We start from the raw sequence: 11,742 nt of genomic DNA on the forward strand, positions 1-11,742 counted from the left end.
TTGGCGGGCGCTGTGGGCCGGTTTCATTCGAACCCTATCGGCTAAAATGGCGGGTTGCGCACGCTCCCGTTGCGCCCTCCTCCGCTCTCCATGTCCGATCACCTGATTCCCTCCATTCCCACGCCTGCAGCAGCCCCGGCCGCGGCGCCCGCCGTCGACGACAACCAGCTCATCGCGGAACGCCGCGAAAAGCTCAAGCTGATGCGCACCGCGCAAGCCGAAGGCAAGGGCGTTGCGTTTCCGAACGACTTCAAGCCGGGCCACCGCGCCGCGGCACTGATCGAGGCGCATGGCGCCACCGAAGCGGAAGCACTCGAAGCGCAGGCCGTCTCGGTGAGCGTGGCGGGCCGCATGATGCTCAAGCGCGTGATGGGCAAAGCCAGCTTCGCCACGGTGCAGGACGCCACCAGCCGCATCCAGCTCTACGTGACGCGCGATGCCATCGGCGAAGAAGCCTACGCCGAGTTCAAGCGCTGGGACCTGGGCGACATCGTGGGCGCCGAAGGCTCTCTGATGAAGACCAAGACCGGGGAGCTTTCGGTCAAGGTGACCAAGCTGCGCCTGCTCACCAAGAGCCTGCGTCCGCTGCCCGACAAGTTCCACGGCATGGCCGACCAGGAGCAGAAGTATCGCCAGCGCTACGTCGATCTGATCACCGACGAGTCGGCACGCGTACGCTTTACCGCGCGCAGCAAAGCCGTGAGCGCGCTGCGCGAATTCATGGTGGCCAACGACTTCCTCGAAGTCGAGACGCCGATGCTGCACCCCATTCCGGGCGGCGCCAACGCCAAGCCCTTCAAGACGCACCACAACGCGCTCGACCAGGAGATGTTCCTGCGCATCGCGCCGGAGCTCTACCTCAAGCGGCTGATCGTCGGCGGCTTCGAGCGCGTGTTCGAAATCAACCGGAGCTATCGCAACGAGGGCATCTCGGTGCGGCACAACCCCGAATTCACGATGATGGAGTTCTACGCGGCCTACTGGAACTACCGCGACCTGATGGACTTCACCGAGACGCTGATCCGCACCATTGCCGACAAGGCCGTGGGCACGCAGCAGCTCACCTACCAGGGCAAGCCGGTCGACCTGACCCAGCCCTTCGAGCGCCTGACGATCCGCGAAGCCATCCTCAAGCACACCGAGGCTGGTGATGGCGTCGATGACAGCACCTGGCTCATCAATGCGCTGCGCAAGATCGGCCTCAGCGAAGAAAAAGACAAGCTCTCGCAGCGCAGCCTTGCCAGCCTGCAGGTGATGTACTTCGAAGAGACGGTGGAAGAGAAGCTCTGGCAGCCGACCTTCATCATGGAGCACCCGACCGAGATCTCGCCGCTGGCGCGCGCCAACGACGAGCGCCCGGAAGTGACCGAGCGCTTCGAGCTCTACATCACCGGCCGCGAGTTCGGCAACGGCTTCAGCGAGCTCAACGACGCCGAAGACCAGGCCGCGCGCTTCAACGCGCAGGTAGCCGCCAAGGACAGCGGCGACGATGAAGCCATGTTCTACGACCACGACTTTGTGCGTGCGCTCGAATACGGCATGCCGCCCACCGGCGGCTGCGGCATCGGCATCGACCGGCTGATGATGCTGCTGACCGATTCGCCGAGCATCCGCGACGTGATCCTGTTCCCGGCGCTGCGCAGGGAATCTTGAGCGTGAAGTTACCGTCGTCGCTGCCGACGATCGGCATCGACTTCGGCACCTCCAATTCCGCCGTGGCCTGCCGGGTCGATGGCGTGGCCCGGCTGCTGCCCATCGAAGGTGCCGCCACCACCCTGCCCACCGCAATCTTCTTCAACGCCGAAGACCGAACCACGCACTTCGGCCGCGAAGCCGTCGCGCTCTATCTCGCGGGCATTGAAGGCCGCCTGATGCGCTCACTGAAGAGCCTGCTCGGCAGCGCGTTGATGCAGGAGAAAACGGCCGTCTACGATGGTCTGGTGAGCTTCGAGGACATCATCGCGCGCTTTCTGCGCGAACTCGCCGCACGGGCGGGCCGCGAGTTGGGCCGGGTGCCGGAGCGCGTGGTCATCGGCCGGCCGGTTCATTTCGTGGACGACGATTCCAAGCGCGACGAACGCGCGGAAGAAAGCCTGCGCCACGCGGCCCGTGCGGCCGGGTTCCGCGACATCGCTTTTCAGCTGGAGCCGATTGCCGCGGCCTTCGACTACGAGCAGCGCATCACTAGGGAGTCGCTGGTGCTGATCGTCGACATCGGAGGCGGCACCTCCGACTTCACGGTGGTGCGCGTCGGTCCGGACCGCGCCGCGCGCGAAGACCGCAGCGACGACGTGCTGGCCACCAGCGGCGTGCACATCGGCGGGACCGACTTCGACCAGCGCCTGAACCTCGATCGCGTGATGCCGGAATTCGGCTTTCGCCACACGGGCGCACAGGGGCGCGAAGTTCCGAGCAAGGTGTTCTTCGAGCTCTCGTCCTGGCACCTGATCAACTGGCTCTATGCGGCCAAGGCGGTGCGGCAGGCGAAGGATCTGCGCACCAGCTACAGCAATACGCGGCTGCACGACCGGCTGATGGCGGTGCTCGAAGAACGACACGGCCATCGCATTGCCAGCGAGGTCGAGCAGGCCAAGATCGATGCTTCGGTGAGCGATGCGCCCAGCGCCATCGACCTGTCGTGCGCAGAGTCGGGCCTGAGCGCGTCACTCTCGCCCGCCGACATGGCGCAGCAGCTTTCTCCGCTGCTCGAGAACGTCATTGCCTGCGCGCACGCTTGCGTCAAGCGCGCCGGGCTGCGCAGCGGCGACCTCGACGCCATCTACCTGACGGGCGGCTCCTCGGCGCTGCGGCCGTTTCAGCAGGCCTTGCAGAGGAGCTTTGCTGGCGTCAACCTTGTCGAGGGCGACCTGTTCGGCGGCGTGGCGACCGGGCTGGCCTGCGTGGGGCCGGTGGCATGAAATACCTCGCGGGGTATCCACCTACCCTGCTGGCCCAGGTTCAGCAACTGGTCGAAACCGAAGGACTCGCGCCGCTGCTGCGCAGCCGCTATCCCGGTCCGCTGCACGAGGTGCAGACCGACCGTGCGCTCTACGACTACGTGAGCGAACTCAAGAGCGATTTCATGCGCAAGGCGCCGCCGCTCTCCAAGGTGGCGTTCGACAGCAAACTGCATGTGATCCGCAACGCGCTCGGCACGCACACCACCGTCTCGCGCGTGCAGGGTAGCAAGCTCAAGGCCAAGCGGGAGATCCGGGTGGCGAGCCTGTTCAGGGAAGTGCCGCTGGAGTGGCTGCGCATGATCGTGGTTCATGAGCTTGCGCACATGAAAGAGCGGGACCATGACAAGAGCTTCTATGCGCTGTGCGAGCACATGGAGCCGGGCTACCACCGGCTGGAGTTCGACGTGCGGTTGTACCTGACGCATCTGGACGCAGGCGGCGAGCGGCTGTGGGCCAATCCGCCGCCGGTCGGCGCGCCGTAGCGGTTCGTCAGGCGCCCGCGGCTGACGCGAGTCTGGCCTTCGCCAGCACTTGCCTGGCGCCTTTGTAGCCTTCCGATTCGACCATCGCGTTCCAGTCGGTCGATGGCGTCTCCGGCAGCAGTGCCCGCCGCCGAATCTCGCTCCTTGGGTCCGCTTGCCAGCGCCCTGCCCTTTCGGCAGCGGCAAAGCCTTCGAGCAACTCGTCGAGCGGCCGCCCCTCGCCGATGCTCTGGTTGCAAAGCATCGCAAGATCGCAGCCCGCATCCAGCGCAGCAAGTGCGGCATCGGCATAGCTCAACAGCTCGCCATCGATGTAGCGCCCCGCCTCCATGCTCAGGTCGTCGCTGAAGATGGCGCCATCGAATGCAAGCCGGCTGCGCAGGATTTCTTTGAGCCACCGGAATGAAAAACCCGCAGGCCGCTTATCGACTTTCGGATAGATCACGTGCGCCGGCATCACGGCCGTCAGCGTGCCGGCGAGCCAGTCGTAAGGCCGCGCGTCATCGGCAAGGATCGTCTTGAGACTGCGCCGGTCGACCGGAATTTCCACGTGCGAATCGGCCGTCACAAAACCGTGCCCCGGAAAGTGCTTGCCGCAATGGCGCATGTCCATCTGCAGCATGCCGTGCATCACGCTCTTGGCCAATAGCGCCACCACGCGCGGATCGCGGTGAAAGCTGCGGTCGCCGATCACGCTGCTGCCGCCGTAGTCCAGATCGAGCACGGGTGCAAAACTGAAGTCGATGCCGCAGGCACGAAGTTCGGCGGCAAGCACCTGGCCGGTCGCCGTTGCGGCTTGCGTGGCGCGCATGGCATCGCGCATCCAGAGTTCGCCGAGTGCGCGCATGGAGGGCAGGCGCGTGACGCCGTCGGTGCGAAACCGCTGCACGCGACCGCCTTCGTGATCGACGCAGATCAGCAGGTCGGGGCGCAAGGCTTTCAGCTCGGCATTGAGCGCCGTCATTTGGGCGCGGTCTCGCCAGTTGCGGGCGAAATGAATGACGCCGCCCACCAGGGGGTTGGTAATGCGGCGGCGGTCCGCGTCGCTGAGTTCCGCGCCCGCCACGTCGATGATGAGGGGCGAGTGAGTGCTTGTCGTTGCCAGGGTCATGCCTCGTTCTTGTATTCGACCACGACGAAACTCGCGGCATATTCGGTTTCGTCGGTCACCGTGACATGGGCCGTGAGGCCTTTGGCCTCGAACCAGTCCTTGAGCTCTCCGTGCAGCACGATGACGGGCTTGCCGCTGGGCAGGTTCGCGATCTCGCAGAGCCGCCAGCTCATCGGCATGCGCATGCCCAGGCCGATGGCCTTGCTGAACGCCTCCTTGGCGGAAAAGCGTGTCGCAAGATAGCTCAGGCCGCGCTTGGGCCAGCGCGCGCTGCGGGCCTTCCAGACGGCGAATTCGGCGTCGCTCAGCACCCGGTGGGCAAAGCGCTCGCCCTGGCGCTCGAACGTTGCGCCGATGCGCCGCAGGTCGCAGATGTCGGTACCGATGCCGTAGATCATTCCGCTTGCGCGTTCACTGCGCCTCTTGGATGCAGCGGAGGTATTCCCGCGTCGTGGCGGCGTAGCCGAGCTCGAGCGCATCGGCAATGAAGGCATGGCCGATCGAGACCTCCTGGACGCCGCGCACAGCCCGGAGGAACGCGGTGAGGTTGTCGCGGCTCAGGTCGTGGCCGGCATTCACGCCTAGGCCCACCGCCTTTGCCGCTCGTGCCGACTCAACATAGCGCGCGAGCACGGCCTCTTCGTCCGGCGTGCCGCGCGATGCTGCATAGCCTTCGGTGTACAGCTCGACGCGGTCCGCGCCCACTTCCTTGGCCGCAGCCATCTGTTGCGCAATGGGGTCCATGAACAGGCTCACGCGCACGCCTAGCGCCTTGGCCTCGGCAATCAAGGGGCGCAGGCGCTCGGCGTCTTCGGGGAAGCTCCAGCCGTGGTCGCTGGTCGACTGGGTTTCGCTGTCCGGCACAAAGGTGGCTTGGTGCGGCTTCAGCTCGCGCACGAAGTCCATCAGGTTGTGGAACGGATTGCCTTCTATGTTGAACTCGATCGCCGGCCAGTCCTTGGCCAGCAGCGCGGACAAGTCGCTCACGTCGTGCGCGCGGATATGGCGCGCGTCAGGCCGCGGATGCACGGTAATGCCTTGCGCGCCGGCGGCAAGGCAGGCGTTGGCGGCGACGAGCACGCTCGGAATGCCGAGCGTGCGCGTGTTGCGCACCAAGGCCACCTTGTTCAGGTTGACCGACAGCGAAGTGGTAGCGGAATGGCGGGATGTCGTGCTCATAGGGCTTGCAAATCTCTCATCATCTGCCGCGTGCGCAGCGTGGACACACCGCAATGGTAGTTGAGCAAGGTGCGCAGCTGGTTTCGGAGGGCACTGTTGCTGCCGGCGTTCATGGTCGCGATTTCGCGCAGCGTGGCGGTAAACGGCGCACGGTCGTCCAGCACGCCCTGCAGCGACCGCCAGTCGGCGCCTGCCAGCGCGGCCTCGTCGTCACCCGCCAGCCGCAAGCCGGCTTCCGGCACCAGGGTGTAGCGTTGGTCGGCCGCCAGCGGCTCGAGCGTGAGGGTCTGTGCGTCGAGCGACGGCAACAGGCCCACTTCGCGCAGCAGCAGCAGCTCGAAGGCGCGCAGCGCGGCGGCATGGGTGGCCGCTTGCGCGCCGGCGTGTTCGCTGGCCAGCACCTGCACCACGCCCGCATAAGCGTCGAACAGGGCTTCATGGGCGTCGTCCCGCGCCAGGAGGCGCAGCAGCAGTTCGTTGACGTAATAGCCCGAAAGCAGCGCCTCGCCGGTCGGCATGACGTGCCCGCCCATCCACTCGGCACCCTTGAGCGTGCGGATTTCGGCGTCGCCGCCATAGTTGAGTTGCAGCGGCTGCAGCGGCAACAGCACCGGCCTGAAATTGGAGCTCGGCCGCTTCGCCCCCTTGGCCACCAGCGCAATGCGCCCGTGGTGCCGGGTGAAGACCTCAAGGATCAGGCTCGACTCGCTCCAGTCGTAGCGATGGAGCACATACGCCGGTTCGTGCGAAACGCGATGGGCAGTCGCCACTTCATTCGTAACCGAACGAGCGCACGCGCGCTTCGTCGTCGGCCCAGCCGGAGCGCACCTTCACCCACAGTTCGAGGAACACCTTGGCATCGGCCAGCTTTTCGAGCTCGACGCGGGTTTCCATGCCGATGCGTTTGATGCGCTCACCCTTGTCGCCGATCACCATGGCCTTGTGGCCGTCGCGCTCCACCACGATGGTGGCGGCAATGCGCAGCAGACGCTTCTGGCCCTTTTTCTGGGGCGGCTCTTCCTCGAACTTGTCGATGATCACGGTCGAGGTATAGGGCAGTTCGTCACCAGTCAGGCGGAACAGCTTTTCACGCACCAGCTCACCTGCGAGGAACTTTTCGCTGCGGTCGGTGAGCTCGTCCTCGGCGTAGAACCAGGGCTGCTCGGGCAGGTATTTTTCGCAGATGCCGAAAAGGCGCTCGACGTCCTTGGGGTTCTTGGCCGACATCGGCACGAACTCGGCAAAGGGGTGCTTCGCTTGCATCGTCTGCAGCCAGGGCGCGATGTCGCCGCGGCGGTGCACGTTGTCGAGCTTGTTGGCCAGCAACACCGTCGGAATGCCCTTGCCGAGCAGCTTGAGAACCCGCTCGTCAGCGGGCGTGAAGCTGCCCGCCTCGACCACGAAAAGAATCAGGTCCACATCGCCGACCGCGCCTTGAACGGTCTTGTTGAGCGACTTGTTGAGCGCGTTGGCGTGCAAAGTCTGGAAACCTGGCGTATCGACAAACACGAACTGCGTGGCACCGATGGTGCGCATGCCCGTGATGCGGTGCCGCGTGGTCTGTGCCTTGCGCGAGGTAATGCTGATCTTCTGGCCCACCAGCGCGTTGAGCAGCGTCGATTTGCCCACGTTGGGCTTGCCCACAATGGCCACCAGGCCGCAGTGCTGGGGTCCGGTAGGGACCGTGTCGCCCGCTGCGTCTTCGGGAGTTGCTGCTGAATTTATAGCGTCGTTCATTTCTGGTTTCACGCGGCTCCGCGTGCCTTGAGCCGGATCAACATGGCTGCCGCGGCAGCCTGCTCGCCGGCGCGTCGCGAGCCACCGATGCCGCGTTCGCGCAGGCCAAGCTCGGGCACCTCGCACTCGACATCGAAAGTTTGTTTGTGCGCAGCGCCGAGCGTGGCCGCCACGCGGTACACCGGCAACTTCATTTTGTGGCCCTGGAGCCATTCCTGCAATTCGGTCTTCGGGTCCTTGGCGACCGCGTCCATGCGCGGATTGATCTCGACCGACTCGTAGAGCCGGCGCACCAGCGCCTCCGCGGCCGAAAAGCCCGCATCGAGGTAGACCGCGCCGATCAGCGCTTCGAGCGCGTCGGCCAGGATCGAAGGCCGGCTGGGCCCGCCCGAGCGCGCCTCGCCTTCGCCGAGCCGAAGCAGCGGCGACAGCTGCAGCTCCAGCGCCAAGCGATGCAGGGTGTCCTGCTTGACCAGGTTGGCCCGCACGCGCGACAGATCGCCTTCGGGCAAGGCCGAGAGGCGGGTGTAGAGCAGGTGCGAAACCGCGAGATTGAGCACCGAGTCGCCGAGAAACTCGAGGCGCTCGTTGTGGTCAGCCGAAAAACTGCGGTGCGTGAGCGCGAGCTGGAGCAGCCGCGGGTCGGAGAACGAATGCTTGAGGCGCTCCTGCAGCGCTGCGAGGCCGCCGTCCACCTTGCGTATCGCCGCGTTCAGCGGGTCTCGCCTTTGTACTTGAGCACCAGGAAGGCTGGCCCGAACAGGGGAATCTCCCGCTCGTAGGCATACGACACGACGACCTTGTCGCCGACCTTCTTGATGTCGAGGTCCCTGCCGGAAACCGACTTGAAGTCGTCGATGGCCTGGGCCCGGTCGAAGATGGCGCGCACTTCAGGCACGGTGGTGCCTTCCTTGGCCTTGTTGGCCGCCTTGTCGATCGCCTGGTATTCGATCAGCGTCGGGATGACCTGCGCGACGATGACGCCCAGGCAACCCAGCACCACGGCGACGAACACCAGGCCGATGAACGAGATGCCGCGCTGGTGCGCGGCCCTGCTGCGGATGGACCGATTTGCTCTCATGCCCTCTTACCCCTCGAACAATGCTGACTGCTTATTGGAATGGACCGATGCGACCCAGGTCGCCGAAGTTCATCCAGACGAAGAACGCCCTGCCCACGATGTTCTTGTCCGGCACGAAACCCCAGAACCGCGAGTCCGCCGAATTATCGCGGTTGTCGCCCATCATGAAGTAGTTGCCGGCCGGCACTTTGCAAACCACGCCTTCGACGGAATAGCGGCAGTTCTCGCGAAACGGGAAGTCGCTGGCACCCTGGACGAAAGCCGGGCCGGCATCGTCGTTGAGCAACCGGTGCTGCTTGCCGCCGAGGTCTTCGTTGAACTGCTTGAGCAGGCGCATCGAATCGCTGTCGAGGTAGTCGGGCATGGCCGACTTGGAAACCGGCTGCCCGTTGATGGTGAGCTTCTTGTTCAGGTAGGCCACCTCGTCGCCGGGAATGCCAACCACGCGCTTGATGTAGTCCATGCTCGGCTTGGGCGGGTAGCGGAACACCACCACGTCACCGCGCGCCAGCGGCGTGCCGTCGGTGATTTTGGTGTTGATGACCGGCAGGCGCAGGCCGTAGGTGAACTTGTTGACCAGGATCAAATCGCCGGTCAGCAGCGTCGGCATCATCGAGCCCGACGGAATCTTGAAGGGCTCGTAGAGGAACGAGCGCAGCAGGAAAACAACCAAAATGACCGGGAACAGCCCGGCCGTCCAGTCGAGCCACCACGGTTGCATCAACAGGCGTTCGCTGGCCTTGGCATCGACCGTGTCGACCTGGGTGATGCCCTGGCCGGCCAGGCGCGTGTTGCGTTCGTGGAGCGAGGTCTCCAGGGCGGCGGCGGCGCGTTCGCGGCGCGGCAGGAAGTAGAAGCGCTCGGCCAACCAGTAGAGGCCGGTGACCACGGTGGCCAGGAACAGCAGCAGTGCGAAGTTGCCTTCGATGGCGCCAAAGTACCAGGCACCGACGTAGCCCGCAAAGGCCGCGAGGACCAAAGTTGTGATGAATGCCATTTTTTGAGATCAGTCTTCGACTTGCAGAATCGCGAGGAAGGCCTCTTGCGGGACCTCGACCGAGCCGATCTGCTTCATTCTTTTCTTGCCCGCTTTCTGCTTCTCGAGCAGCTTCTTCTTGCGGGTGATGTCGCCGCCGTAGCACTTGGCAAGAACGTTCTTGCGCAGGGCCTTGATTGTCTCACGCGCAATGATGTTGACCCCGATAGCCGCCTGGATGGCGACGTCGAACATCTGGCGCGAAATGATCTCGCGCATCTTCGACACCACGGCACGGCCGCGGTACTGAGACTGGCTCCGGTGCACGATGATGGAGAGCGCGTCGACCTTCTCGCCGTTGAGCAGGATGTCGACCTTGACCACGTCGGACGCGCGGTACTCCTTGAACTCGTAGTCCATGGAGGCGTAGCCACGGCTGACCGATTTCAGCTTGTCGAAGAAATCGAGCACGATCTCGCCAAGCGGCATTTCGTAGGTCAGCATGACTTGGCGGCCGTGGTAGGCCATGTTCATCTGCACGCCGCGCTTCTGGTTGGCCAGCGTCATGACGGCGCCGACGTATTCCTGCGGCATGTAGAGATGCACGGTGACGATCGGCTCGCGAATCTCGCTCATCTTGCCGACATCGGGCATCTTGGACGGGTTCTCGACCATGATGACTTCGCCGTCGTTGCGCACCACCTGATAGACCACGCTCGGCGCGGTCGTGATCAGGTCCTGGTCGAACTCGCGCTCCAGACGCTCCTGCACGATTTCCATGTGCAAGAGGCCGAGAAAGCCGCAGCGGAAGCCGAAGCCCAGCGCCTGGCTCACCTCGGGCTCGTAGCGCAGCGACGAATCGTTGAGCTTGAGTTTTTCCAGCGCGTCGCGCAGCGAGTCGTACTCGCTGGCTTCGGTCGGGTAGAGGCCGGCAAACACCTGCGGCTGGATTTCCTTGAAGCCCGGCAGCGCCTCGGTGGCGGTAGCGGCCGCGCCCCCGGTGCCTGGCTTGATGAGCGTCACGGTGTCGCCGACCTTGGCGGCCTGCAACTCCTTGATGCCCGCGATGATGTAGCCCACCTCGCCAGCCTCGAGCGATGCGCGCGGTTCGTTGGCGGGCGTGAAGACGCCGACGTTGTCGGCGTTGTACATGGCGCCGGACGCCATCATCTTGATGCGCTCGCCCTTCACCAGGCGGCCGTCGACCACGCGCACCAACATGACCACGCCGACGTAGGGATCGAACCAGCTGTCGACGATCATCGCACGCAGCGGCCCGTCGGGATTGCCGCGCGGCGCGGGCATCTTGTGGACGACGGCTTCGAGAATCTCGTCGATGCCGAGGCCGGTCTTTGCGGAACACGGAATCGCATCGGTCGCATCGATGCCGATGACGTCTTCGATTTCGGTGCGCGCGTTGTCGGGATCCGCGTTGGGCAGATCCATCTTGTTGAGCACGGGCACCACTTCAACACCGAGGTCGAGCGCGGTGTAGCAGTTGGCCACCGTCTGCGCTTCAACGCCTTGCGATGCATCGACGACGAGCAGCGCACCTTCGCATGCGGACAACGATCGACTCACTTCGTAAGAGAAGTCGACGTGGCCCGGCGTGTCGATCAGATTGAGGTTGTAGACCTGTCCATCGAGCGCCTTGTAGTGCAGCGCAGCGGTCTGTGCCTTGATGGTTATCCCACGCTCTTTTTCGATGTCCATCGAGTCGAGCACCTGCGCTTCCATCTCGCGTTCCGCGAGGCCGCCGCAACGTTGGATCAAACGGTCTGCGAGCGTCGACTTGCCGTGGTCGATGTGCGCAATGATCGAAAAATTTCTGATGTGATTCATCAACGGGAACGCTTAAGTACTTGAATTGGCTCGTGCGCAGAGTGCGACAGGCAAGAAAAAAGGGCGCGTCTTCTGGAGACGCGCCCTGAACCAACAAGCAATGGCAACTGCAGTAGTTGGAACTTCATTGTAGGCAAAAAGGGAGGCACGTACATCCAGGGACAGGGTCAAAACGGGTCGTTGCAGGTCCACAACATCAAAGATATAAACAACTTATCCACAGGAACGGTGGAGCACCCTATGAACAACTTGTGGGCGATCTGTGGAGCACCGGTGGACTGCTGTCTGACATCTCGCATGGTGGAGGAAACCATACTCTTTATGCCCGGACTGACTGTCCACTGACCTCTATTCTACCGAAAACCGTCCTAAGC

General features: G+C 64.1%; 12 protein-coding genes. 3 read left to right on the plus strand and 9 right to left on the minus strand.

Annotated features, from left to right (window positions below; genetic code table 11):
- Window positions 1-90: 90 nt before the first annotated feature.
- From lysS to J2X92_RS11640, 3 genes are read left to right on the plus strand one after another with little or no spacing between them, the layout of a single operon-like run.
- On the plus strand, window positions 91-1,653 hold the full coding sequence (gene lysS / locus J2X92_RS11630; protein WP_307575844.1) for a lysine--tRNA ligase: 1,563 nt from the start codon (window positions 91-93) through the stop codon (window positions 1,651-1,653).
- Window positions 1,650-2,918: an Hsp70 family protein gene (locus J2X92_RS11635; RefSeq protein ID WP_373424828.1), complete on the plus strand. Its 1,269-nt coding sequence runs from the start codon at window positions 1,650-1,652 to the stop codon at window positions 2,916-2,918. Before lysS ends, J2X92_RS11635 begins: the two co-directional genes overlap by 4 nt.
- A complete protein-coding gene (locus tag J2X92_RS11640; RefSeq protein ID WP_307575849.1) occupies window positions 2,915-3,442 on the plus strand; it encodes a M48 metallopeptidase family protein in 528 nt (175 codons plus the stop codon). The genes J2X92_RS11635 and J2X92_RS11640 overlap by 4 nt, the downstream gene beginning before the upstream one ends.
- 7 nt (window positions 3,443-3,449) lie before the next feature.
- On the opposite strand, the gene nagZ is transcribed toward J2X92_RS11640, so the two are convergent.
- The 9 genes from nagZ to lepA are packed head-to-tail and all read right to left on the minus strand — an operon-like array spanning window position 3,450 to window position 11,368.
- Entirely contained in the window at window positions 3,450-4,553 is a 1,104-nt protein-coding gene (nagZ, locus tag J2X92_RS11645; RefSeq protein WP_307575851.1) for a beta-N-acetylhexosaminidase, read from the minus strand.
- Window positions 4,550-4,951, minus strand: a complete 402-nt coding sequence (gene acpS, locus J2X92_RS11650) for a holo-ACP synthase (protein ID WP_055804225.1) — start codon at window positions 4,949-4,951, stop codon at window positions 4,550-4,552. Before acpS ends, nagZ begins: the two co-directional genes overlap by 4 nt.
- A gap of 13 nt (window positions 4,952-4,964) precedes the next feature.
- Complete coding sequence (locus J2X92_RS11655; protein WP_307575853.1) at window positions 4,965-5,732, minus strand: pyridoxine 5'-phosphate synthase; 768 nt, start codon at window positions 5,730-5,732, stop codon at window positions 4,965-4,967.
- Window positions 5,729-6,502, minus strand: a complete 774-nt coding sequence (recO, locus tag J2X92_RS11660; RefSeq protein ID WP_307575854.1) for a DNA repair protein RecO — start codon at window positions 6,500-6,502, stop codon at window positions 5,729-5,731. The genes J2X92_RS11655 and recO overlap by 4 nt, the downstream gene beginning before the upstream one ends.
- 1 nt (window position 6,503) lies before the next feature.
- On the minus strand, window positions 6,504-7,469 hold the full coding sequence (gene era / locus J2X92_RS11665; RefSeq protein WP_307575856.1) for a GTPase Era: 966 nt from the start codon (window positions 7,467-7,469) through the stop codon (window positions 6,504-6,506).
- 8 nt (window positions 7,470-7,477) lie between these two features.
- Complete coding sequence (gene rnc, locus J2X92_RS11670) at window positions 7,478-8,164, minus strand: ribonuclease III (RefSeq protein ID WP_307575858.1); 687 nt, start codon at window positions 8,162-8,164, stop codon at window positions 7,478-7,480.
- A 17-nt stretch (window positions 8,165-8,181) separates the two neighbouring features.
- Window positions 8,182-8,550, minus strand: coding sequence for a DUF4845 domain-containing protein (locus J2X92_RS11675; protein ID WP_307575860.1), 369 nt, complete (start codon window positions 8,548-8,550; stop codon window positions 8,182-8,184).
- A gap of 31 nt (window positions 8,551-8,581) precedes the next feature.
- A complete protein-coding gene (gene lepB, locus J2X92_RS11680) occupies window positions 8,582-9,547 on the minus strand; it encodes a signal peptidase I (RefSeq protein ID WP_307575861.1) in 966 nt (321 codons plus the stop codon).
- A gap of 9 nt (window positions 9,548-9,556) precedes the next feature.
- Complete coding sequence (lepA, locus tag J2X92_RS11685; protein WP_055804203.1) at window positions 9,557-11,368, minus strand: translation elongation factor 4; 1,812 nt, start codon at window positions 11,366-11,368, stop codon at window positions 9,557-9,559.
- Window positions 11,369-11,742: the final 374 nt, after the last annotated feature.

Origin of the sequence: Variovorax paradoxus (genome assembly GCF_030811855.1) — a bacterium.
GTDB classification, from domain to species: domain Bacteria; phylum Pseudomonadota; class Gammaproteobacteria; order Burkholderiales; family Burkholderiaceae_C; genus Variovorax; species Variovorax paradoxus_L.

What these genes read in the sequence shown, in the direction of transcription:
- lysS (WP_307575844.1), top strand. Translation starts at nt 91, where the DNA reads ATGTCCGATCACCTGATTCCCTCCATTCCCACGCCTGCAGCAGCCCCG.
- J2X92_RS11640 (WP_307575849.1), top strand. Translation starts at nt 2,915, where the DNA reads ATGAAATACCTCGCGGGGTATCCACCTACCCTGCTGGCCCAGGTTCAG.
- nagZ (WP_307575851.1), bottom strand. Translation starts at nt 4,553, where the DNA reads ATGACCCTGGCAACGACAAGCACTCACTCGCCCCTCATCATCGACGTG.
- acpS (WP_055804225.1), bottom strand. Translation starts at nt 4,951, where the DNA reads ATGATCTACGGCATCGGTACCGACATCTGCGACCTGCGGCGCATCGGC.
- J2X92_RS11655 (WP_307575853.1), bottom strand. Translation starts at nt 5,732, where the DNA reads ATGAGCACGACATCCCGCCATTCCGCTACCACTTCGCTGTCGGTCAAC.
- era (WP_307575856.1), bottom strand. Translation starts at nt 7,469, where the DNA reads ATGAACGACGCTATAAATTCAGCAGCAACTCCCGAAGACGCAGCGGGC.
- J2X92_RS11675 (WP_307575860.1), bottom strand. Translation starts at nt 8,550, where the DNA reads ATGAGAGCAAATCGGTCCATCCGCAGCAGGGCCGCGCACCAGCGCGGC.
- lepB (WP_307575861.1), bottom strand. Translation starts at nt 9,547, where the DNA reads ATGGCATTCATCACAACTTTGGTCCTCGCGGCCTTTGCGGGCTACGTC.
- lepA (WP_055804203.1), bottom strand. Translation starts at nt 11,368, where the DNA reads ATGAATCACATCAGAAATTTTTCGATCATTGCGCACATCGACCACGGC.